Annotated in this window: 23 protein-coding genes and 1 tRNA gene; 13 read left to right on the top strand and 11 right to left on the bottom strand. The window is 65.8% G+C overall.

What is annotated here, in order from left to right; all coding sequences use genetic code 11:
* Positions 1 to 151 precede the first annotated feature (151 nt).
* From C7I55_RS14350 to yihA, 6 genes are all read left to right on the top strand, one after another.
* Positions 152 to 589 (top strand): hypothetical protein, encoded by a 438-nt coding sequence (locus C7I55_RS14350; protein WP_199192833.1) that lies wholly within the window; start codon positions 152 to 154, stop codon positions 587 to 589.
* 93 nt (positions 590 to 682) lie between these two features.
* Positions 683 to 817 (top strand): 50S ribosomal protein L34, encoded by a 135-nt coding sequence (rpmH, locus tag C7I55_RS14345; RefSeq protein ID WP_106513648.1) that lies wholly within the window; start codon positions 683 to 685, stop codon positions 815 to 817.
* Between the two features lie 98 nt (positions 818 to 915).
* Entirely contained in the window at positions 916 to 1,251 is a 336-nt protein-coding gene (gene rnpA / locus C7I55_RS14340) for a ribonuclease P protein component (RefSeq protein WP_106513647.1), read from the top strand.
* 43 nt (positions 1,252 to 1,294) lie between these two features.
* Complete coding sequence (gene yidD / locus C7I55_RS14335; RefSeq protein WP_106513646.1) at positions 1,295 to 1,507, top strand: membrane protein insertion efficiency factor YidD; 213 nt, start codon at positions 1,295 to 1,297, stop codon at positions 1,505 to 1,507.
* A gap of 42 nt (positions 1,508 to 1,549) precedes the next feature.
* Entirely contained in the window at positions 1,550 to 3,265 is a 1,716-nt protein-coding gene (yidC, locus tag C7I55_RS14330) for a membrane protein insertase YidC (RefSeq protein WP_106513645.1), read from the top strand.
* A gap of 71 nt (positions 3,266 to 3,336) precedes the next feature.
* Complete coding sequence (gene yihA, locus C7I55_RS14325) at positions 3,337 to 3,945, top strand: ribosome biogenesis GTP-binding protein YihA/YsxC (protein WP_233222233.1); 609 nt, start codon at positions 3,337 to 3,339, stop codon at positions 3,943 to 3,945.
* A gap of 158 nt (positions 3,946 to 4,103) precedes the next feature.
* On the opposite strand, the gene folE is transcribed toward yihA, so the two are convergent.
* The gene (gene folE / locus C7I55_RS14320) at positions 4,104 to 4,721 is read right to left on the bottom strand and encodes a GTP cyclohydrolase I FolE (RefSeq protein WP_106513643.1); all 618 of its coding nucleotides are present in this window, start codon (positions 4,719 to 4,721) and stop codon (positions 4,104 to 4,106) included.
* Between the two features lie 216 nt (positions 4,722 to 4,937).
* On the opposite strand from folE, the gene C7I55_RS14315 reads away from it, so the two are divergent.
* Positions 4,938 to 5,165: a hypothetical protein gene (locus tag C7I55_RS14315; RefSeq protein WP_106513642.1), complete on the top strand. Its 228-nt coding sequence runs from the start codon at positions 4,938 to 4,940 to the stop codon at positions 5,163 to 5,165.
* Between the two features lie 120 nt (positions 5,166 to 5,285).
* Here the strand turns inward: C7I55_RS14315 and C7I55_RS14310 are convergent.
* The 5 genes from C7I55_RS14310 to C7I55_RS14290 all read right to left on the bottom strand — a co-directional run bounded on the left by C7I55_RS14310 (position 5,286) and on the right by C7I55_RS14290 (position 7,901).
* A tRNA-Arg gene (locus C7I55_RS14310) sits at positions 5,286 to 5,362 on the bottom strand.
* Positions 5,363 to 5,401: 39 nt separating this feature from the next.
* Positions 5,402 to 5,905 (bottom strand): DUF1178 family protein, encoded by a 504-nt coding sequence (locus C7I55_RS14305; protein ID WP_106513641.1) that lies wholly within the window; start codon positions 5,903 to 5,905, stop codon positions 5,402 to 5,404.
* Complete coding sequence (locus tag C7I55_RS14300; protein ID WP_106513640.1) at positions 5,902 to 6,732, bottom strand: carbon-nitrogen hydrolase family protein; 831 nt, start codon at positions 6,730 to 6,732, stop codon at positions 5,902 to 5,904. Before C7I55_RS14300 ends, C7I55_RS14305 begins: the two co-directional genes overlap by 4 nt.
* Positions 6,733 to 6,789: 57 nt before the next feature.
* The gene (gene grxC / locus C7I55_RS14295) at positions 6,790 to 7,050 is read right to left on the bottom strand and encodes a glutaredoxin 3 (RefSeq protein WP_106513639.1); all 261 of its coding nucleotides are present in this window, start codon (positions 7,048 to 7,050) and stop codon (positions 6,790 to 6,792) included.
* Positions 7,051 to 7,142: 92 nt separating this feature from the next.
* Positions 7,143 to 7,901 carry a ComF family protein gene (locus C7I55_RS14290; protein WP_106513638.1) on the bottom strand — a complete coding sequence of 253 codons (759 nt, stop codon included), beginning with the start codon at positions 7,899 to 7,901 and terminating at the stop codon, positions 7,143 to 7,145.
* A 120-nt stretch (positions 7,902 to 8,021) separates the two neighbouring features.
* Here C7I55_RS14290 and C7I55_RS14285 point away from each other — a divergent pair, with 120 nt between their 5' ends.
* From C7I55_RS14285 to C7I55_RS14270, 4 genes are all read left to right on the top strand, one after another.
* Positions 8,022 to 10,805 (top strand): TonB-dependent receptor plug domain-containing protein, encoded by a 2,784-nt coding sequence (locus tag C7I55_RS14285; protein ID WP_106513637.1) that lies wholly within the window; start codon positions 8,022 to 8,024, stop codon positions 10,803 to 10,805.
* A gap of 11 nt (positions 10,806 to 10,816) precedes the next feature.
* Positions 10,817 to 11,215 (top strand): hypothetical protein, encoded by a 399-nt coding sequence (locus tag C7I55_RS14280; RefSeq protein WP_233222214.1) that lies wholly within the window; start codon positions 10,817 to 10,819, stop codon positions 11,213 to 11,215.
* A 296-nt stretch (positions 11,216 to 11,511) separates the two neighbouring features.
* Positions 11,512 to 11,874, top strand: a complete 363-nt coding sequence (locus tag C7I55_RS14275; RefSeq protein WP_106513636.1) for a hypothetical protein — start codon at positions 11,512 to 11,514, stop codon at positions 11,872 to 11,874.
* Between the two features lie 189 nt (positions 11,875 to 12,063).
* On the top strand, positions 12,064 to 12,918 hold the full coding sequence (locus C7I55_RS14270) for a methyltransferase domain-containing protein (RefSeq protein ID WP_106513635.1): 855 nt from the start codon (positions 12,064 to 12,066) through the stop codon (positions 12,916 to 12,918).
* Here the strand turns inward: C7I55_RS14270 and C7I55_RS14265 are convergent.
* Positions 12,905 to 13,315, bottom strand: coding sequence for a (deoxy)nucleoside triphosphate pyrophosphohydrolase (locus C7I55_RS14265; protein ID WP_106513634.1), 411 nt, complete (start codon positions 13,313 to 13,315; stop codon positions 12,905 to 12,907). The genes C7I55_RS14270 and C7I55_RS14265 overlap by 14 nt on opposite strands.
* A 99-nt stretch (positions 13,316 to 13,414) precedes the next feature.
* Between C7I55_RS14265 and C7I55_RS14260 the strand changes: the two genes are divergently transcribed.
* Complete coding sequence (locus C7I55_RS14260; protein ID WP_106513633.1) at positions 13,415 to 13,588, top strand: Flp family type IVb pilin; 174 nt, start codon at positions 13,415 to 13,417, stop codon at positions 13,586 to 13,588.
* A 134-nt stretch (positions 13,589 to 13,722) separates the two neighbouring features.
* Positions 13,723 to 13,890, top strand: a complete 168-nt coding sequence (locus tag C7I55_RS14255) for a Flp family type IVb pilin (RefSeq protein ID WP_106513632.1) — start codon at positions 13,723 to 13,725, stop codon at positions 13,888 to 13,890.
* 93 nt (positions 13,891 to 13,983) lie between these two features.
* Here the strand turns inward: C7I55_RS14255 and C7I55_RS14250 are convergent, their stop codons facing one another.
* From C7I55_RS14250 to C7I55_RS14235, 4 genes are all read right to left on the bottom strand, one after another.
* Positions 13,984 to 15,444: a M48 family metalloprotease gene (locus C7I55_RS14250; RefSeq protein ID WP_106513631.1), complete on the bottom strand. Its 1,461-nt coding sequence runs from the start codon at positions 15,442 to 15,444 to the stop codon at positions 13,984 to 13,986.
* A gap of 113 nt (positions 15,445 to 15,557) precedes the next feature.
* Positions 15,558 to 16,499, bottom strand: a complete 942-nt coding sequence (locus C7I55_RS14245) for an acetyl-CoA carboxylase carboxyltransferase subunit alpha (RefSeq protein WP_106513630.1) — start codon at positions 16,497 to 16,499, stop codon at positions 15,558 to 15,560.
* Between the two features lie 132 nt (positions 16,500 to 16,631).
* Positions 16,632 to 19,460 (bottom strand): TonB-dependent receptor domain-containing protein, encoded by a 2,829-nt coding sequence (locus C7I55_RS14240; protein ID WP_106513629.1) that lies wholly within the window; start codon positions 19,458 to 19,460, stop codon positions 16,632 to 16,634.
* A gap of 332 nt (positions 19,461 to 19,792) precedes the next feature.
* Entirely contained in the window at positions 19,793 to 20,749 is a 957-nt protein-coding gene (locus C7I55_RS14235) for a tyrosine-type recombinase/integrase (RefSeq protein WP_269845215.1), read from the bottom strand.
* Positions 20,750 to 20,769: the final 20 nt, after the last annotated feature.

The raw sequence follows: 20,769 nt of genomic DNA, 5'->3' as shown, positions 1-20,769 counted from the left end.
GCCTGCCGAGCGACCTGGCGGGTCTCATTCGGATGGCTGTGCGCGGCGCCGCGACGTTCCTAATATTTCCGACGATTCGCTCGCGACAAAATCATGGTGCGATAAAATTGGTGTCTTGCAGTCCTCACACACCGGCCCCACGTTTCCCAGCATGAGCATTCGTGAACGCTGGCACGCCATCACGCAGATCCCCGCAGTGCGAACGAGCTTGGTCGGGCTCGGCTTCCTGCTGATGATCGTCTCGCCGGCAGCCGGCATTCTCCCCGGACCCGGCGGGATCCTCGTGTTCGGCGCCGGCCTCGCGCTCGCGCTCAAATATAGCGAGTGGGTGAAGCGCAAATATGTGGCGTTCAAGCGCGCCCATCCGAAGAAGGGCGCGTGGGCCGATTGGGGTCTTCGGCGGCAAAGCGCGCAGCGCCGCCAGGCGCGCGACAAGGAGCTTGCCGCCGCGGCGGCAGCGGCGGAGCGCGGCGGCGAGATGATTATCGAGCGCCGGGTCGATATCACCTTCACCTCGGCGTCAATCCAGCGCGGCGTGGGAGACTCCGCCGATCCGCATCGCTCCTCGGATCGGACCTCGCGGGAGTGATTGACTTTCACACCCTTCTTGCCTATCCGCCCGGCCAACAGAGGCCGCCCGCGTTGGGTGGCCCTTTCACTTTCAGATCTAAGGGAATGAGCGATGAAGCGCACCTTCCAACCGAGCAATCTCGTGCGCAAGCGCCGTCACGGCTTCCGGGCACGCAAGGCGACCGTCGGAGGCCGCAAGGTCCTGGCGGCGCGCCGCGCCCGCGGCCGCAAGTCGCTGTCGGCCTAATCGACGGCGCGATCGCTGGCGCCGGTTCAATTTCCGGCTCCGGCACGGATGAAGGCGCCGGCGTCGTCTCCGGCGCCGCTTCGGCACTACATCATTCGATGGTTCGTCTTTCGACGATCAGCCGGCGCCCCGATTTCCTTGCTGCCAATTCCGGACGCCGGGCTCCCATGCCCGGCTTCGTTTTGCTCGTCCGCAGCCGCGGCGACGGCGATCCGACGATGCGGCTTGGGATCACCGTCACCAAGAAGATCGGCGGCGCCGTCGTCCGGAATCGCATGAAACGGCGTTTCCGAGCCCTAGCGCGTGACCTCCTGCCAAGCGAAGGCGCTGTCGGCGCCGATCACGTGCTGATCGGCCGTGCCGGCGGCGTCGAACGTGATTATGCCCTGCTGCGCAGCGAGCTCGCGCGCGCGCTTTCGAAGCTCAGAAAGTGATCATCCCCGGCTCGCGTTCGAGGCTGATGACGGCGTGCCACCGATGCTAGCCAGGCTGCTGATCCTGATCGCGCGCGGCTGGCAAATCGGTCCGTCACGCATCCTGCCGCCGAGCTGCCGCTTCCGGCCGAGCTGCTCGGCCTATGCAATCACCGCGCTTCGGCGCTATGGGGCGCTGCGCGGCAGCTGGCTTGCCGCGAAACGCCTTTCGAGATGCCACCCCTGGGGGGGCTCTGGCCACGATCCGGTTCCATGACCCGCAAGGAGTCCTGGAACGGCACCATGAGGGAAATAATCGGTGGACGATAAGCGCAACATTGTCCTGTTCGTTCTCCTGTCCGCGCTGATCCTCGTCGGCTGGACCTTCGTCGCGGACCGCTGGTTCCCGTCGAACCCGCCGTCCAGCAAGACGGTCGACGGAAAGCAGGTCGCGGTCGTCAGGCCGGGAACCGATCCGACGGCGGACACCCCCAGGGCAATCCGCAGCCGGGACGCGGTGCTTCGCGAAGCGCCGCGGATCGCAATCGAAACGCCGCGCCTCAAAGGATCGTTGAACCTCAAGGGTGCGCAGATCGACGATCTCGTTCTGACCCAGCATACCGAAACGATCGAGAAGGACAGTCCGCCGGTGCGGCTGCTTTCGCCGGCGGGCGCGCCCGAAAGCTATTTCGCGCGTTTCGGCTGGAGCGGCGACGGCATCGCTGCGCCCGATGCCAGCACGGTCTGGACGGCGAGCGGCACCCGCCTTGCGCCCGGAACGCCCGTGCGCCTCAGCTGGGACAATGGCCGCGGCCAGTCCTTCGAAATGACGATTTCGGTCGACGACGGCTATATGTTCACGGTCGATCAGCGGATAGCGAACCGGTCGGCCGGCGCGGTCGCCGTCCGCCCCTATTCACTCGTCAGCCGCGCGTCGGCCTCGAAGGACCCGACCGCCTGGACCAATCATATCGGCCCCGTCGGCGTGTTCAACGGCTCTGCCAATTACGATTGGGATTATACCGATCTCGCGGCCGGCGCGCGCCAGCCGTTCGCGACCACCGGCGGCTGGCTCGGCTTCGGCGACAAATATTGGCTGACCGCGCTTATCCCCGATCGCGGTGCGGCGGTCGAGACGGCCTTCACCCACGGCCGGACCGGCAGCTTTCAGGCCGACATCCAGGGCCAGCCGGCGATCGTCAATCCGGGCCGCGCGGTCGGAGTGCAGTCGCGCTTCTTCGCCGGCGCCAAGGAGATCGACCTGCTTGAGCGCTACGAAGCGGCAGGCGTCGAGAAGTTCGACAAGGCGATTGACTGGGGCTGGTTCGAAATCTTCATGTGGCCGATCTTCTGGCTGCTGCGCTGGCTCTACGCAACGATCGGCAATTTCGGCTTCGCGATCATCGGCCTGACCATGGTCGTGCGCGCATTGATGTTCCCGATCGCCCAGAAGCAGTTCAAGTCGATGGCGGCGATGCGGGTCCTCCAGCCCAAGATGAAGGCGCTCCAGGAACGCCACAAGGAGGACAAGCCGCGGCTGCAGCAGGAAATGCTGAAGCTGTATCAGGAGGAAAAGGTCAACCCGATGGCGGGCTGCCTGCCGATCCTGATCCAGATTCCGATCTTCTACGCCCTCTACAAAGTGCTGACTGTGGCGGTCGAAATGCGGCACAAGCCGTTCGTTCTGTGGATCAAGGATCTTTCGGCGCCTGATCCGCTGACGCCGGTCAATCTGTTCGGCTTCCTCGACTTCACGCCGCCCCAGTTCCTGGCGCTGGGCGTGCTGCCGATCCTGCTTGGAATCACCATGTGGCTGCAGTTCAAGCTCAATCCGCCGCAGGCCGATCCGGTGCAGCAGCAGGTGTTTGCGCTGATGCCCTGGGTGATGATGTTCATCATGGCGCCGTTCGCGGCGGGACTTCAGCTCTACTGGACCGTCAACAACATTCTTACCATTCTGCAGCAGAAGTGGCTCTACAGCCGCCATCCCGGCATGCAGGCAGCGGCCGCGACGCCCGCCGTGGACTCGAAGTGAGCGAGAACGAACCCGACCAGAACGGGCCGCACGAGGACGGCTCCGCAGCGGCGGAGCCGGATTGGGACGAGATCGCCCGCAAGGTTTTTTCCGGGCCGATAGCCTTCCTGAAGTCGGCGCCGGCGCTCAAGTTCCTGCCGGATCCCGGCGCTGCGGAAGTGGCCTTCGCCGGCCGCTCGAACGTCGGCAAATCGTCGCTGATCAACCGGCTGACCAACCGTACCGGCCTTGCCCGCACATCGAACACGCCCGGGCGCACCCAGGAGCTGAACTTCTTCGACGTCGGCGATCCGCTGCGCTTCCGGCTGGTCGACATGCCCGGCTACGGCTTCGCCAAGGCGCCCAAGGACGTCGTCAAGAAATGGCGCTTTCTGGTGAACGACTATCTGCGCGGCCGCGCGGTGCTGAAGCGGGCATACGTGCTGATCGACAGCCGCCACGGCATCAAGGACGTCGATCGGGACATCATGAAGATGCTCGACGACGCCGCGGTCAGCTATCAGCTCGTCCTCACCAAGGCCGACAAGGTGAAAGCCACTGAATTGGCCGAAGTCGAAACCGCCACGTCAGCGGAAGCACGCAAGCACGTCGCCGCCTTCCCGGAAGTGATCTCCACATCGAGCGAAGGCGGCATGGGCATCGACCGCTTGCGCAGGGCCGTGCTGGAAAGCGTCGGCTAATGGCCGCTCGTCATCCAGCGCACGCCGGGATCTCAGGCCGCCAAGAGCACAGCATTCGGCAGCCTTCACCGGACGAGATCCCGGCGTCCGCTGGGATGACGAGAGAACCGGCAGCAGCCGCCCCCCTGCCCGCAGCAAAGTAACACTTTGCTGCGCTCCTAATATCCCATCAGCGCCAGCACTTCGCGGCGGCTGCGTTCGTCCTGCCGGAAGACACCCATCATCCGGCTGGTGGTCATCATCACGCCGGGCGTATTGACGCCCCGGGCGGTCATGCAGGCATGGCTTGCTTCGATGACGACCGCGACGCCCTGAGGCTTCAGATGCTCCCAGACGCAATCGGCGACCTGTGCGGTCAGCCGTTCCTGCACCTGCAATCGCCGCGCGAAGCCATGGAGAACGCGCGCGAGCTTGGAAATTCCGACCACCCGCTCGTTCGGCAAATAGGCGATCGAAGCCTTGCCAATGATCGGCGCCATGTGATGTTCGCAATGCGACTGAAATGGAATGTCCTTGAGCAGCACGATCTCGTCATAGCCGCCGACCTCGTCGAAGGTCCGGCTGAGGTGGTAGGCCGGATCCTCGTCATAGCCCTTGGCATATTCCTTCCATGCACGGGCGACCCGCAGCGGCGTGTCGAGCAGGCCTTCTCGCGCCGGATCGTCGCCGGCCCAGCGGATGAGGGTTCGCACCGCCTCCTGGACGTCGGCCGGCACCTCGATCTTCGGCGCCGGCCGGACGAGATCGCCGTCGCTCAGATTGTCGCCATTCGCCAAAAGCCTGTCTCCTTTGCGGCGCCTATAGCGGCGCCCGCCACACCTCTCCAGTGACGTCGATGTCCCGGGTTGCCAAATTCCACCGAATCGGCTCGCCCCATCGCCCCCGGCGCACGCCTCGCAGATGTGCTCGGAACCCGTGGCGTCAGGTCGGGTTTGCCTAGTCCCGACATCCGGCTGTCGTTTCGGATCGTGGAAAAAGGGAAAAACCGTTCGATGTTCAAGAAAGCGCTTATTGCCGCCAGTGCGGCTTCGCTCGCCATCAGCCCCGCAATCGCTCAATCTTCGTCGGTGGAAGACGCGTCCGGCAACCCGTTCGCGGCGCCCGGTTCGCCCTTCGCGCCGATCCTGTTCGGCAGCGTGATCGTGTTCGGCGTGCTGCTCGCCACCGGAACATGGCCGTTCGACGAGGATGAGAATGAGGACGTCCCGATCACGCCGTGATCGCGCCACAGACCATGAATGCAAAACGGGGGAGCCTGGTCTCCGCCGTTTTGTCATGGCGTCCGATGCACGAACGACACCGAGCGCACGAAATCACATCGATGGCGGGAAAGTCAAAGGTGGTGACCCCGACAGGATTCGAACCTGTGGCCCTCAGATTAGGAATCTGATGCTCTATCCTGCTGAGCTACGGGGCCGTCCACCGCCCGCCGAACTAGGCGCAGCAGGCCCGCGGGTCAATTCTCCTCGCCGGGATCGATCACCGGAAACGGCAATGGCGCGATCTGGATGCCTTCGTCGACCAGGGCGGCGGCTTGCTCCGGCGTCGCACGACCGTGGATCGGCCGGGCGTCGGCGTCGCCGAGATGAATCGCCCGCGCTTCGTCGGCGAAGCGGTCGCCGACGCTTTCGCTCTTCTCGAGCAGGCTCTTCTGGATCGCAGCCGCGGCGGCGAGCATCGCCTTGACCGCCTGCGGATCGGCCATTGCAAGCGCGGCAGCTGCAGGCGGAGCGGCTGCGCCACCTCCGGCCGGCGCCTGGACAGCGGTTTGCGTCACGTTCCGCATGTTCGATTTGGCGGAGACCGCAGGCGCCATCGGTGCCTTGCCGACCTCGTCCGACCCGCAGAGCGGACAGGCGACCAACCCACGGGTCTGCTGATCCTCGTAATCGCCCGACGAGCCGAACCAGCCTTCGAAGACATGGCCCTGCGGCGCGCACTTTAGATCGAAGACGATCATCCGCGTACCCGTTCGACCGCCGGGATCGGCCGGCGGTGACGGATCGCGGGCAGTCGCCCGCGTATCTCGGCCACGCGACCAAGGTCGAGCTCGGCGAAGCCGACCCCTTCCCTGTCGCCCATGTCGAGCAGGATCTCGCCCCAGGGATCGACGACGAGGCTGTGGCCATAAGTCTCTCGACCGTCTTCGTGCCGCCCGCTTTGCGCTGCCGCGACGACGAACACCCCGGCTTCGATGGCCCGGGCCCGCATCAGCACGTGCCAATGCGCCGCGCCGGTCGGAACCGTGAAGGCCGCAGGGATGGAAAGGATCTCTGCGCCGGCGTCCGTAAGGCTGCGGAACAGGTCCGCAAAGCGTAGGTCGTAGCAGATGGCGAGGCCGAGCGGGCCGGCCGGCGTCTCGACGACCAGCGCACGCTCACCCGCGGCATAGCTTGCGGATTCGCGCCAGCTCTCGCCGGTCGCAAGATCGACGTCGAACAGATGGAGCTTGTCATAGGAGGCGCGGATTGCGCCTGCCGCGTCGATCACGAAGGCGCGGTTGTTCAATCGGCCATCCTCGCGCCTGACGGCAATCGACCCGAGATGGATCCAGATGCCGGTTCGCGCGGCCGCTTCGCGCACGGCGGCGAGCACGAGATCCTCGTCCTCCGCTCGATAATGCGGCGTGGCGCGGGCGCGATCTCGATCTAGAATGTTGCTCATCTCGGGCGTGAACAGGATCTCGGCGCCGCCCCCGGCCGCTTCCTCGGCGGCAGCGACCAGCGTGCGGGCGTTGCCCGCCGGGTCGATCCCGGTCCGAGCTTGATAAAGGGCGATACGAGTCATCGCGCCGAGGTGCGGTCCGGCGCCGCTTCTGTCAATGGCGCCAGCTATTTGCCGTCCTCAGCCCGCCTGAAGCAGCGGGTCGAGGCCGCCCTGGCGATCGAGCTCGTAGAGGTCGTCCGAGCCGCCGATGTGACGCCCGTCGATGAAGATCTGCGGCACGGTATGGCGCCCGTTGGAGCGCTCGAGCATCTCGTCGCGCTTGCCGGGGATCTGGGTGATCTCATATTCCTCGTAGCTTGCGCCTTTGTCGTCGAGCAGGCGCTTGGCGCGGAAGCAATAAGGGCAGGTGAACTTGGTGTAGATCTCGACGCGTGCCATGGAAATCTCTCGCTCCTCGGTATTCGGGCGCAGTGCTGCGGCAGGCCCGCGCCTGTCAACATGAACCCGCGCGTGCCTGAAAATGTCCCCGCTCAGCCGTCTTCGGATTTCACCACCCGTGCCCAGCACAGAATATCGACCCTCGCCGCCCCGCCCCGCTTCAGCGCCCGCGCGCAGGCGCCGACGGTGGCGCCGGTCGTGAAGACGTCGTCGACTAGCACGATCCTGCGCCCGTTTATCGTCTCCGCCGCGCCTTGCGCCAGCGCGAAGACGCCGCGCACGGCGTCGGCGCGCTCGCGGCGGCCGAGTCCCCGCAAAGGCGGCGTATGGCGGTCGCGGCGCAGCAACTCCTTGGCGCAAGCGGTACCGGTTCTCGTCGACAGGGCGTCGGCGATCAGCGCCGACTGATTGTATCCGCGGCTCCAGATGCGCCAGCGATGCAGCGGCACCGGGACAAGCAGCGCCTCGTCATCCGCAGCCGCGAGATGGCGCACCATCAATGCCGCGAGGGTCTCGGCCACGCCCGGCCGTCCACTATATTTGAGCTTCAGCGCAACCTTGCGCGCGATGTCGCCATAGGCCACCGCCGCGCGCAGCCGATCGAAGGGCGGCGGATCGGCCAGGCAGCCGGCGCATTCGGAATCGATCCCGGCATCGAAGTCAAAAGGCAGTCCGCAACGGACGCAGCACGGCGCGCCTAGGAAATGGAGACCGTTCCAACACGCAAGGCAGAAGCGGTGGGGATCGGGTACGATAATCCCGCAACTCGGGCAGCGCGGCGGCAGCGCGAAATCGAGCAGCCCCCTGGCCGCCGCTCCGGCGCCCTCCCGCACAATCCGCGACAAAGTCATGGAACCCTTGTTCACCTGAAGCGCATTTGCCGCAAGGCCCCGGTACAGCCTGAGTTCAGCCCTTTTTCCCCACCTCCGGATCCTCATCCAGACGAGAAGAACCCGAAAAGGTAGTCCCGCGTGAATTCTGACCTGTTTCTGCTTGCCATCGCTGCTGCCTCTCAGTCCGTTCCGGGTCAGGACGCCCCGCCGGAACAGCCGTCGAGCGCGGAATCGGCGACTTTGGGCGTGACCGCGGCGCCGGCGAGCGGTACCGACCCAGTTGCCGCAGCCGACGACCAGGGTAGCGCGCCGCCGGCGGAGCCGGTGCCGCAGGAGCCGGACGCGGAGGAAGAAGAGGAGATCGTGGTCACCGGAACTCGTGCCCGCGGCACCGTGGACACCGACATCCCGGCCGAAGTGACGCTCGATCGCCGCGACATCAGGGCCTATGGTGCGAGCAATATCGGCGAGTTGCTGGAGGCGCTGGCCCCGCAGACGTCCAGCGGGCGCGGACGGGGCGGCGGCAGCCCGGTCGTGCTGCTGAACGGCCGGCGCATCTCCGGCTTCCGCGAAATCCGCAACATTCCCCCCGAGGCGATTACCAGGGTCGAGGTGTTCCCCGAGGAAGTGGCGCTGCGTTACGGCTATCGGGCAGACCAGCGCGTCGTCAATTTCGTGCTGCGCCGGCGCTTCCGCGCGATCACGGCCGAATTGGAGGCTGGCGCCGCGACGGAGGGCGGCCGGCCAAGCTACGAAGGCGATATCAACGTCCTGCAACTGAACGACAATGGCCGCTGGACCGTCGACGCCGAATATTCGAAGGAGTCGCCCTTGTTTGAAAGCGAGCGCGACATCGTCCAGGCGACGACCGGCACGGGCGATCCCGCCCTGCCGAGCCTGGCGCCCTACCGCACCCTGCTCGGCGAGACGGAAAGCTGGGAGATGGCGGCGACGCTCAACCGGACGATCTTCGGCGACGTGTCGGCGACGCTCAACACCAGCCTCGATATCAACAGCAGCGAGAGCCAGTTCGGTCTTCCCTCGATCACGCTCGACGTTCCGGCGAGCAGCCCGTTTGCGCAACCTGGGGCTGACACCGTTTTCCGCTATCTGCCGACCGCGGGGCCGCTGCGCCGTCTCAACGACAGCAGGTCCTTCCACACCGGGGTCGCGCTCAACGGCGATCTCGATCGCTGGCGCTGGTCGTTCACCGGCAATTACGATCGCAACACCAGCGACAATGTCACCAATCAGGGCATCCTGCCGACGCTGATCCAGGAACGGATTCTCGCCAATGATCCCGACATCGATCCGCGAGGCGATCTCAGCGACGCCCTGTTTCTGGCGCGGCCGAGCGACCGCACGCGCTCGCTGACCAACATCGGCTCCGCCGAGGCGGTGGCGAGCGGCCCCTTGTTTCTGCTTCCCGGCGGCGAAATCAATGCCAGCCTGCGCGTCGGCTTCGACACCCGCGATCTCGAAAGCGAGTCGCTCCGCAGCGGGATCGTCACCACCCGCGATCTGTCCCGCGACCGCACCCACGGGCAGGCCAATATCGACATCCCGATCGCCAGCCGCCGCGAGGGCTTCCTGGAGGCGCTCGGAAACCTCTCCCTCAACGCCAATGCCGAGGTCGAGCATTTCTCGGATTTCGGCACCCTGCGCACGCTCGGTGCCGGGCTCAACTGGTCGCCGATCGAGATGGTCAGCCTGATCGCCTCGATGACCGACGAGGAAGGTCCGCCGAGCATCAGCCAGCTCGGCGATCCGGTGCTGCTCACGCCCAATGTCCGCGTGTTCGACTTCGTTCGCGGCGAGACGGTCGACATCAGCCGGCTCGAGGGCGGCAACCCGCAGCTCGTTGCCGACAATCGCCGAGTCTACAAATTGGGCGCGACGGTGCGACCGTTCACGGGCCAGAAGGATCTGACCGTGTCGGCCAATTACACCGACACCAGGATCGACAATCCGATCGCGTCCTTCCCGACGGCGACGGCCGAGATCGAGGCAGCCTTCCCGGATCGCTTCCTCCGCGATGCAGACGGTCGGCTGCTGCGGATCGACTCGCGGCCTCTCAACTTCGCGAAGTCGCAGCGGCGCGAGCTTCGCTGGGGCTTCAACCTGTCGCTGCCGTTCGGCCCCCAGCCGCAGCCGCGGCAGGGGCGCCGCGGCGGCGCGCGGGGCGATGGTGCCGGCGCTCCGGGAGCGGCGGGTGCGCCGGGCAGCGCCGGCCAGGCCACAGCCCAACGACGGCCCGACGGTGCTGGCCAGGGTGCTGCACCGGCGGCGGGAACGCCTCCCCAAGGGGCGGGTTCTCAGGGTCCGCCTCCAGGCGGGCGCGGCCCGGGTGGCTTCGGCGGCGGCGGCGGCGGACGCGGCCCGGGGGGATTCGGCGGTGGTCGGGGCGGCTTCGGCGGCCCCGGCGGAGGCCGTATCCAGCTTGGCCTGTTCCACACCTGGCGCTTCGAGGATTCAGTGCTGATCCGACCCGGCGTGCCCGAGCTTGATTTCCTCAACGGCTCCGCTGCCGGGAATCGCGGCGGCACGCCGCGGCACCAGATCGAGCTCGATGCCGGCGTGTTCCGCAACGGCTTCGGCGCCCGCATCAACGGCAATTGGCAATCGGGCACGAATGTGCTCGGCGGCCCGGTCTCGGGCGGGGGCACGCGCAGCGATCTGGCGTTCTCGGATCTGGCGACTCTGAACCTGCGCCTGTTCGCCGATCTCGGGCAGCAACGATCGCTCGTGCGCAAGATCCCCTTCTTCCGCGGCGCACGGGTGACGCTGTCGGTCGACAATCTGTTCAACAGCCGCCCGCAAGTCACCGATGCGAGCGGGACGACGCCGCTGAGCTATCAGCCGGATTATCTTGATCCGCTTGGCCGCTCGGTGCGTTTGAGTCTGCGCAAACTGTTTTTCTGATGGAGGCGAAGATGAAGCCGCTGCTGCCATTGCTCCCTTTGGGCCTCATCCTCGCCGGCTGCGCCGCGCAGGGGGAGCCCGCCACCACCCGCGATCAGGAAGCCTTTGCAAGCGAGATCGCGGACCGGACGGCCGGAGAAGCGCAGAGTTGCATCCCGACGCGGCAGAGCGAAGGGCTGACCATCGTCGATCGCCGCACGATCGTGCGCCGCGAAGGGCGGACGATCTGGGTCAATCGGCTGCAGGGGGATTGTCCCGGTCTCCGGCCGCTCAACACCCTGATCGTCGAAGCCCATGGCAGTCAATATTGCCGCGGCGACCTCGTTCGCGGACTGGATCCAGGCACCACCATTCCGGGTGCCGCCTGCCCGCTGCAGGATTGGGTGCCGTATCGTGCCAATCCCGGCTGAACAGGTTCGCCTCCTCGTACTAATACGGAGAGTATATCCCCTAGCGTGAAAGCAGGGTCGCGGCGCGCTATCTACGCCCTCGTACCGACCTGTATTTGTCCGGTGCGAGTTGCGTAAGGGGCAGCGGCGGGCGATGCGGCGTTTCAGCATCGCTTCCTGGCAGGACTGATGTCGGATTCACGATTGAAGGCCCGTGCCGCTCCCATTTCCTCGCACCCGATGATGAAGGCCGGGCCTGCACCGGCGGTCCGCCTTGCAGCGTCTCCCTCGCCACGGCCGACATCGAAAGACGATCGATGAAGTTGCTTTGCACGTTCGGCGGCCATGAAGCAGGCGAGATCGGCGCCTACAATGGCGGCTATCATGTCAGCCAATGCCGCCATTGCGGCACCGCCATGATCCGCCACGGCGGGGCTTGGCAGGATGTGCCGGACGGCCATGCCATCGTCTGGCGCGCAGGTGTCAGGATCGAGAAGGCGCCGGACGCGCAGTCGGTTGACAAGAGCGAGACCCTGCGCACCAACGCCGCCGCACCGGCGGCTCCCGACGTCCCGTCGCTCCCCGGCTTCGGAGCATCTGTCGGCTCCCGCCTCGGCCGTCTGCTCGGAACCCGCCCGGTTAACGCGCCAGACCCGACCACGCGGCTGAACCGCGGCTGACACTCTCATTCAGGCAAGTCTCACGCGAATCGCGCGATACATGTCGCCATCGACGGCGGTCGATCCCCCAGTTGCGTAGCGGGGTGGGGCCGGTGCTCTCACAGGGGGCGCCGGCCCCTTCGCATTTGGCGCGCGCCGCGGCGCCGCGTTCCCTTCCACCGCGGAGGCTCCAGCAGTACAGGCCTGCGCATGAGTCATGACACGCCCTTCGATCGTCGCTTGCGCCGCCTTCGCCGCGACCGCGCAGCCGGCCGGTTCGCCGATGCGGACTATCTCCACCGGCTGGTCGCCGACGAATTGCTCGATCGTTTGGACAGCGTTACGCTGACGTTCGAGCGGGCGCTCGTGCTCGGCGCCGCCGGCGGCTTGCTTGGCGAGGGACTGCGGGCACGCGGGATTGCCGTGACTTATGCGGATCCCTCCTTCGCCTTCGCCCACGCCGCCGGCGGTGTGCAATGCGATGAGGATCGCCTGCCCTTTGCCGATTCCGGCTTTGATCTCGTGCTGTCGATCGGGCTTCTCGACACGGTCAACGATCTTCCCGGCGCGCTCCTGCTCATCCGCCGCGCGCTGGTGCCCGACGGCCTGTTTCTCGCCGCCTTCGCCGGTGCCGGCACCCTGCCCCGCCTGCGCTCGGCGATGATGGCCGCCGACACCGTGGATGGCGGGATTGCCGCGCACATCCACCCGCAGATCGATGTGCGTGCCGCCGGGGATCTTCTCACCCGCGCCGGATTCGCGCTGCCGGTGGTCGACAGCCACGGGCTCGACGTGCGGTTTTCCGGCTTGATGTCGCTGCTCGACGATCTCAGGGCGATGGGCGCAACCAACGTGCTTGAAGCGCGCGCCCCACGGCCGGTCAGCCGCTACGGCCTCGCCGCCGCGATCGCCGATTTCGCGTCGCACGCGGGCCCCGACGGTAAGACGGCGGAGCGCTTCGAGATTCTCCATCTGCTCGGCTGGGCGCCGGCCCCGAGCCAGCCGAAACCGGCCAAACGGGGCAGCGCGACGACCTCTCTGGCGGCCGTGCTCAAGCCGCGCTGAAGGCCGTCCGCAGGAGAGCGTCGAGGATCGGGATCAGCGGGATGTCGGCGGGTGGCATCGGCAAATCGTGCATCTCGCCTGGCAGCACCCAGGACAGCGCGGTCGCATCGAGCGCAGCGGGCGTGCCCTGCCACTTGCGACAGACATAGAGCAGCAGCAGCATGTGACGGCCAGCATTGTCGGCGCTTGCGAAGGTTGCCGCGATCAGGTCCCCCTCACCCACGCCGATCCCCAGTTCCTCGTGCAGTTCGCGGGCAAGCGCCGCCTCGGGCCGCTCGCCCGGTTCCACCTTGCCGCCCGGAAACTCCCACAGGCCGGCCATCGCGCGACCGGGAGCACGCTGTTGCAACAGGATGCAGCCATCTCCCCGCACCAGCGCCGCCGCAACTACCGTCATCGCCGAGATTTTTTCCAGAACCGGGTGCCTTCCTAGGAATCCGTTAACGTCGTTGGGCTATCCCGGAGCGCAATTGGACGCGCGCGAGAGGGCCCAGAAGTGAAGCGCTGGATAGCAAAGCTGTTCCGTGACGAGAAGGCGGCCACCGCCATCGAGTACGGGTTGATCTGTGCCCTCATTTTCGTTGCCGCGCTCGGCGCGATCGGCGCCGTCGGCACAAGCACGATCAACATGTGGAACACGGTTTCGAACAGCACCGTGAAGCACATGTGATCCGTGCAAGACCGTGGCGCGCGCTAACGTTTTCGAAACCTTCGAACCTTACGAAAGCAAACGTGCCCACGTGATTACGGGTCGAGGGCATGGAAGTGTGGACTTCCGAGCGCTTTGGAACAGGAGACCGGACCATGAAGATTTTTCGTAAGCTGCTGAAGAACAACAAGGGTGCGACCGCCATCGAGTACGGCCTCATCGCCGCTCTCATCGCGGTTGCCGCGATCGCCGCGATGCAGAGCGTCGGTGGCAGCGTCGTCAACACGTTCAACAACGTGAACAACGGCCTCGCGAAGAAGTAAGACTTCTACGCAGCCCGGCCCGCCAGCGGATATTCCGCAGCGAACCGGCAAGAACTGGGCGGCGGAACTACGGTTTCGCCGCCCTTTCTCTTTTCAGCGCGTGCCGAACACGACGAGCTTGACCTTCTGACCCGGGGTGAGCCGCGCATTCGCCGCGAGACCATTCAGCACCCGGAAGCGATCAAGCTTCAGATCGTCATAGGCCATCCGATTGGCGAGGCTCTGCACCGTGTCGCCGGCGCCGACGGTGACGACATCAATGACTCGCGGCCGGATCGCCGCCGCTTCGCTGGCGCTGAGCCGGGCGACCGACTGCACCATCGACATGAACGGGCCGAGCCCCGCTCCTGCCGGCGTGATCAGCGCGAAATGATAGGCACTGTTCGCATCCCATTGATAGGCGAAGATCGTCAGATCCACCTGGCCCGATTGGGTGGCGACCCGCGCCGTCGAATATGCTGCAGGAATTCCGCCAACGCTGGTCGTCCGCGGCTGGGTGAAATCGACCCGCGCCTGCTCGCCGACCACCGACTGGAAGGCGGCGGCTATGTAATTGGGCATGCTGCCGTTGAAGCTGCCGCCGGTGAATTGCGCCTGCCCGCCCTGTCCAACGATGCTGAGCGCATTCACTCCGTTCTGCATCCCGTAGCCGTCGGGAACGGTGAAGCGCAGGCGCAGATCCGGATGGCGGAAGGTGCTTCCGTCGATGACGCCCTGCCGCGGATCGTCGTCGACCATGATCCCGTCGATCTGCGCGAGGAACTGGTCGCGGTTGCGCAATCCTCCGCTGCGACCGGTGGCGCGGGCCTTTTGCGTAGCGCGGCTGACTCGTTCCGAGCTCAACGGGTGGGTGCGAGCCCAGCTCGGTGTCGATCGTTCGTCGTTGCGGCCCGAGGCGCGCGCTTCCAGCGAGGTTGCGGCGCCCAGGGACCCCAGGAATTGTGCGGACGCCAGCGGATCATAGCCGGCGGCGGCAATGTAGCGAACGCCAAGATCGTCCGCCTCCAGCTCCTGGCTTCGCGAATAGCTGAGCACCAAACCCTGGCTGACCTGGCCCGCAAGCTGCCCGAGTTCGTTCGATCCGGTCAGCACGGCCGCACCAACCGAGAGGATCTGACTGAGGATGCTGGCGCGTTGGCGCTGCTTGCTGTGCCGTGCCGCGATGTGGCCGGCCTCATGGCCGAGCACGGAGGCAAGCTCGGCTTCGTCGTTCATCAGCCCGACCAACTGCCGGGTGATGTACAGATACCCGCCCGGGACGGCGAATGCGTTCATCACCGGCGAATTGAGCGTCGTGATCCGGAACGCATTGGCGCCGCCCGTGATATTGCTCTGCGCAGTGACGCGCGAGCCCACCGTGCGCACATAGGCGGAGCGTGCGCTGCTGTCCTCCCCGCCGAATTCTGCAACGATCTGCGGATGCTGCTGGGCAGCCTGGCTAGCCGAACTCTGCGAGATGCTGCGCGTGCGGCTCTGCGACTCCGCGACTCCAGCGAGCAACGCCGCCGCCGAGGCCGCCGCCCCGGACAGCGCCAACAGCGCCTTGACCTTCATGATCTCTCTCCCAACGCACACACTTCGTCGTGTGCGATGAACGGAGTGGAGGCGGCGAAGGTTCCTTACGGTCCCGGAAGGAAATCGGTAGGCGATCGGGGCCGCCGATCTCGTCAGCCGATGGCGAGATATTTGGCGCGTCGGTCGGCAAGCACCTGCTCAGGGCTGAGCGCGGCAAGGGCATCGAGCTCCTCTCCGAGCGCGCTGCCGAGTGCTGCGATCGCCGCGGCGGGGCTGCGATGCGCGCCGCCGAGCGGCTCCGCGACCACACGGTCGATCACGCCCAGTTGCTTGAGATCGGCGGCGGTGACCCGCATTGCCTCCGCCGCATCCGGTGCTTTGTCCGCAGTTCGCCACAGGATCGATGCGCAGCCTTCCGGAGAGATCACCGCGTAGACGCTGTGCTCCAGCATCAGCACCCGGTTGGCCGCGGCGATCGCGATCGCGCCGCCCGAGCCGCCCTCACCGACGATCGCGGCGACCAGCGGCACCTTCAGCGAAAGACAACGCTCGGTCGACCGGGCGATCGCCTCGGCCTGGCCGCGCTCCTCCGCCTCGACCCCGGGGAAAGCGCCCATCGTGTCGACCAGCGTGATCACCGGTAGCCCGAAGCGGTCGGCAAGTTCCATCAGGCGGATCGCCTTGCGATAGCCTTCGGGTTTGGCCATGCCGAAATTGTGCTTGAGGCGGCTGGCGGTGTCGTCGCCTTTCTCGTGGCCGATCACCACGACCTTGCGATCTCCGAGCCGTCCAAGGCCGCCTATGATCGCCTGATCCTCGCCAAAGGCGCGGTCGCCTGCCAGCGGCATGAAATCCTGTATCAGTGCCTCGACATAATCCTTGAAATGGGGTCGCTCAGGGTGACGGGCGACCTGGGTCTTCTGCCAGGGGGTGAGCTTCGCGTATATGTCGCGCAGCATCTTGTCCGATTTGGCGCGGAGACGATCGATATCCTGGTCGATATTGATCTCGCTGTCCTGCGCGGTCTCCCGCAGCTCGTCGATGCGGGATTCCAGTTCGGCGATCGTTTTTTCGAAATCGAGATAGCTTGCCATAAGCGGCCGGGAGTTAGGCTGCGCGGGCCGTCGCGTCAATTCGTGCGTCGGGCACGACGGACCGATCGGACCGAGCGAGGACCCTGGGGCAGAGCCGGAGGGCAGAGGCTGCGCCCCTGCCCTCGGGTCGGGTTACATCTTCACGGTCGCGCGTGCGTACAGATAGCGGCCGGGCAGATCGTAGACGGTGGGATCGAAATTGTTGATGTCGCAGGTCACGCAGCCCGGCGCCTTGGTGTCGAACAGATTGTTGACGCCGAGCGCGAAGCCGAAGCGATTATCCTCTCCGGCGCTGATGCGGAGCTGGAAATCGGTGTAGAAACGCGCCTTCATCACGTTGCCGCCGGCTTCCTTGAGCTTGGAAATGTAGCGACCGGTCAGCGACACCCCGTGATTCGCCAGATCCCAGTCGAGGATTCCCACCGCCTTCCATTTCGGGAACCCCTGCGACGGGCTTCCCTGCTCGGTGCCCTCACGGCTGAGCACCCGGCTCGACAGGAGAGACGGCTGGACGTCATAGTTGAGCAGGAAAGTGTTGTTCCAGGTGACGCCGAACCGCCCGACCCCGGTTTCGCCGGTGCGATAGGCGAGATTCAGGTCGATGCCGTCGGTCTTGACCGCCGCGATATTCTCCAGAATGCCCGCAACCTGGGTGAGTTGGCCTCCGCCGGCACGCGTGGTGAGCGCGCAGGCGGCCGGATCGTTGTCGACGATGCAATCCGACACTCTCACCTCCGCATCGAAGGACTGGATCGCACGGTGGATCTCGATGTCATAATAGTTCGCCTCGATCGAGAGGCGCGGCAACGGACTGAGCACGCCGCCGACCACCCAACTCCGCGAGGTCTCCGGGGTAAGGCTCTGGTTGCCGCCGACGCGCACCGAGATCTGGGAATTGGCTTGCTCATAGCTGCCATTGGCGGGCACGCCGGCAGCGATGCAGTTCTGACGCACGGCGGCATCGTTGGCGAAGCGCCGCGGCGCGGTGTTGTCGGGATGCGAGGAGCAGGGATCGTCGAGCTGCTGGTCGAAGCGTGAGAAGGTGCCGAAAAGCTCGCCGATCGACGGGGCCCGGAAGCCTTCGGCGTAGGAGGCGCGCAGCCGCAGCGCCTTGATCGGCTTCCAGTTGACTCCGCCCTTCAGCGTCGTCGTCGAGCCGGAGAGCGAATAATCGGAGAAACGGACGGCGCCGTTGAGCTCGAGCAGCTGGAAGAATGGTCGGTCGGACAGCAGCGGCGCATTGATCTCCAGATAGGCTTCCTTGACCGAATAACTGCCCTTGGTCGGCCCCGCAGGGATGTCCGAGCTGAAGCCGGCTGCGACGACCGGATCCGGATCGAAGCGGCCGCTGAGGTCCCGATATTCAACGCCCAGCGCGACTCCGAGCGGACCGCCCGGAAGATCGAGCAAGCTTCCGGTGAGATTGCCGGTGAGGTCCCAGGTCGACTGGCGGCTGCTGTCGTTCTGCTCGAAGGTGACGAAGTCGATCATCTGCTGGGTGATCGAGCCGGCGCCGCCGAACAGGTTGAACGGAACGCAGGGCGCGGTGCACGCGGCGAGCGGTCCGAGCGCTTGGCGCAGCTTGCTCGAGTCGATGTTGCCGAGCATCCGCTGCGAGGCCTTGTTGCGGCCGTAGGTTCCGTTCAGATCCCAATACCAATCGCGCTCGCCGATCTGGAACTTCCCGTCCAGGGTGGCGACGCCGTAGGTGGTTTCGACGTCCTGGCTGAACTGACGGGGCCCGCCTTCGACGAAGCGGCGATAGATGAATTGCGTGTTGCTAGCATCCAGTGTCACACCATACGGATTATACGGGTTCGTAGCGTCCACGCTGGTCGCGTCGAGGACCGGGGTGATTCCGGCGGCGACCCCAACTCCGAACGGCAGTGGCGCTGCCTGATTCTTCGATTTGCGCTGATTCCAGATCCCGCGAAGCGAGAAGTTGATGTCCGGCGTCACCTCGTATTTTAAGTTCGCGAAAGCCCCGTAACGCTCGATCGGGATCTGGAGATAGTTGAACGGCGCGAAATTGAAGCGATCTCCGGGGCTGACAAATGGCCGAAAGTCGGCGGGGGTCGAAGGGCGTCCTATGACCGGGGAACGTAGAGTCTGACTCTGACCGAACACGAAGTAACGCCCATTCGGGGTAAAGCTTGAACAGGTGCTGTCGCATCCGGTGGCATAAGGCGGCGGGAAGCCCGAAATGTCGCGGTCTCCGGCAGAGATACCGCCCGTTTTCACATAATTGCCGCCGACGACCAACTGCAGCGGGCCATCGCCCTTGTTGCCCCAGCTCAGCTGGTAATTCTGGGTGGTGCCGTCGCCGTGATCGGTGGTGCCGATCTGCGCCGAGGCGAGGAAGCCGGCCTGGCGCTTCTTCGTGATGATGTTCACCACGCCGGCGATCGCGTCGGAACCGTAAATTGCCGAGGCGCCGTCCTGCAGCACCTCGATCCGCTCGATTGCGCTCTCCGGGATCGCGTTCAAGTCGGTCGAGCCGGGCACCCCGCTGGCGGAGGCGCCGTTGACGAAGCGGATTCCGTCGATCAGCACCAGCACGCGGCGCGAGCCGAGATAGCGCAGATCGATTTCAGCCGCGCCTGCCCCGACGCCACCGCCGTCCGGCGGATTGCCGAGATTGCCGCTATTGTTGAACTTGCCGTTCAGCCCGCCGCCCGAGCTTGGAAGTCGTTGGAGCACGTCGTTGACCGAGTTGAGCCCGGTCTTGGCGATATCCTCGCTGTCGACGAACACGATCGGCGCGTCCTGCGACAGCGGATCGCGACGGATACGCGAGCCGGTGACGACAATCGCATCGCCCGATTGCTCGGCACTCGGGCCGGCGCCGCTTTCCGGGTTCTCGGGCGGAAGCGTCGACTGGGCATAGGCGCTGGAATGGCCGGCGAATGTGCCGGCAAGGAGTGCGAGCGAGGCGCAACCGTAACGCAGGTGCTTATGCATATACTTCCCCCAAGGGCTTGGGCGACCGGGCGGCCGGCCGCGACGGAAGCAGCCGTGTAACATGAGGGAGGGAGGGTTACGGAAGGCATAGGCGACCAATCCGTACCAATATGCGACGTTTTCACCGCTCATTGTTGCAGATATACGACAGTTGCGATGCCGAGCCGTTTGCACCCGATAGGCGGAATTTCTGTTGCGATCAGGCGCTTTCCTGCTGGTAACTTGCCTTCAAACTACTGCCGCAAGTCTCTGACGAGACATGTAGATCGGCGACTACGCACTTGCGAATACTGCTGGCTCGAGACGGCCTCTGCGTCGGTTGCCGGACCAATTCAGCGTGCGTTCGGCGCGACCGGTGCGATTGCGCCGCCCTCGACTTTCTTGCTGTCTGCCGTGCGCATCGCCTCGCCGAGCGGGTGACGGCTGTTGACCAGCTCGACGAGGCGGCGGCTGTCGACATGGGTGTAGATCTGCGTGGTGGCGATGTCGGCATGGCCGAGCAGAAGCTGAAGCGCGCGCAGATCGGCGCCGCCTTCGAGCAGGTGGGTGGCGAAGGCGTGGCGGAGGACGTGGGGGCTGATCCGGTCCGGCGGGACGCCGGCCGCGGCGCCAAGCTCCTTGATCAGTTGATAGAGCCGCACCCGGCTGAGGTGCGATTTGCCCGACGGAAACAGCCATAGACTGTCGCGCGGCACGTGCGCGGCCCATTCGGCAACGGCGGCGCTCGCACGATCGGAGATCGGCACCAGCCGCTCCTTGCTTCCCTTCCCGCGCAGGATCAGGAAGGGACGCCCGCGTTGAAAGGCATGCCGCGGCAGCGACACCAATTCGGTCGCCCGCAGCCCCGATCCATAGAGAAGCTCGACGAGTGCCGTGAGGCGGAGTCCAAGCGCCGTGCCCTGATCGCGCTTCCGGCGGTCGAGCTCTGCGAACAGCGCATCGATCGCCTTGTGGTCGAGCACCTTGGGAAGAGGGCGCGCTCCGCCTGGCCTTGGCAACGCGGCGGAGGGGTCGTCGGCGCGAAAGCCCTCATCCTGCACGAAGGCGAAGAAGCGGCGGAGCGCAGCGGCCTTGCGCGCGACGGTGGCACGCTGGAGATCGATCCAGGCTTCGGACAGGCCCTTCAGCGCGTGGGAATCGGCGGTAGACAGCCGCCCGTGGAGAAGCTCGGATGCGCCGCGCAGATCGCGCTCATACGCAAGCAGGGTATTGCGTGCTGCGCCCGCCTCGACCGCCATCATCTCGAGGAAGGCAGCGATGAGCTGCCGGTCCTCGCCCGCCCTAATCACAGCCGGCTGATCACAGCCAG

Source organism: Allosphingosinicella deserti (genome assembly GCF_003012735.1).
Taxonomy (GTDB): domain Bacteria; phylum Pseudomonadota; class Alphaproteobacteria; order Sphingomonadales; family Sphingomonadaceae; genus Allosphingosinicella; species Allosphingosinicella deserti.
Note: the sequence above shows the minus strand (reverse complement) of the source record. Positions and strands in the feature narration are given on the sequence as shown.

What these genes read in the sequence shown, in the direction of transcription:
- C7I55_RS14350 (WP_199192833.1), top strand. Translation starts at nt 152, where the DNA reads ATGAGCATTCGTGAACGCTGGCACGCCATCACGCAGATCCCCGCAGTG.
- rpmH (WP_106513648.1), top strand. Translation starts at nt 683, where the DNA reads ATGAAGCGCACCTTCCAACCGAGCAATCTCGTGCGCAAGCGCCGTCAC.
- rnpA (WP_106513647.1), top strand. Translation starts at nt 916, where the DNA reads ATGGTTCGTCTTTCGACGATCAGCCGGCGCCCCGATTTCCTTGCTGCC.
- yidD (WP_106513646.1), top strand. Translation starts at nt 1,295, where the DNA reads ATGCTAGCCAGGCTGCTGATCCTGATCGCGCGCGGCTGGCAAATCGGT.
- C7I55_RS14315 (WP_106513642.1), top strand. Translation starts at nt 4,938, where the DNA reads ATGTTCAAGAAAGCGCTTATTGCCGCCAGTGCGGCTTCGCTCGCCATC.
- C7I55_RS14305 (WP_106513641.1), bottom strand. Translation starts at nt 5,905, where the DNA reads ATGATCGTCTTCGATCTAAAGTGCGCGCCGCAGGGCCATGTCTTCGAA.
- C7I55_RS14300 (WP_106513640.1), bottom strand. Translation starts at nt 6,732, where the DNA reads ATGACTCGTATCGCCCTTTATCAAGCTCGGACCGGGATCGACCCGGCG.
- grxC (WP_106513639.1), bottom strand. Translation starts at nt 7,050, where the DNA reads ATGGCACGCGTCGAGATCTACACCAAGTTCACCTGCCCTTATTGCTTC.
- C7I55_RS14290 (WP_106513638.1), bottom strand. Translation starts at nt 7,901, where the DNA reads ATGACTTTGTCGCGGATTGTGCGGGAGGGCGCCGGAGCGGCGGCCAGG.
- C7I55_RS14280 (WP_233222214.1), top strand. Translation starts at nt 10,817, where the DNA reads ATGAAGCCGCTGCTGCCATTGCTCCCTTTGGGCCTCATCCTCGCCGGC.
- C7I55_RS14275 (WP_106513636.1), top strand. Translation starts at nt 11,512, where the DNA reads ATGAAGTTGCTTTGCACGTTCGGCGGCCATGAAGCAGGCGAGATCGGC.
- C7I55_RS14270 (WP_106513635.1), top strand. Translation starts at nt 12,064, where the DNA reads ATGAGTCATGACACGCCCTTCGATCGTCGCTTGCGCCGCCTTCGCCGC.
- C7I55_RS14265 (WP_106513634.1), bottom strand. Translation starts at nt 13,315, where the DNA reads ATGACGGTAGTTGCGGCGGCGCTGGTGCGGGGAGATGGCTGCATCCTG.
- C7I55_RS14255 (WP_106513632.1), top strand. Translation starts at nt 13,723, where the DNA reads ATGAAGATTTTTCGTAAGCTGCTGAAGAACAACAAGGGTGCGACCGCC.
- C7I55_RS14250 (WP_106513631.1), bottom strand. Translation starts at nt 15,444, where the DNA reads ATGAAGGTCAAGGCGCTGTTGGCGCTGTCCGGGGCGGCGGCCTCGGCG.
- C7I55_RS14245 (WP_106513630.1), bottom strand. Translation starts at nt 16,499, where the DNA reads ATGGCAAGCTATCTCGATTTCGAAAAAACGATCGCCGAACTGGAATCC.
- C7I55_RS14240 (WP_106513629.1), bottom strand. Translation starts at nt 19,460, where the DNA reads ATGCATAAGCACCTGCGTTACGGTTGCGCCTCGCTCGCACTCCTTGCC.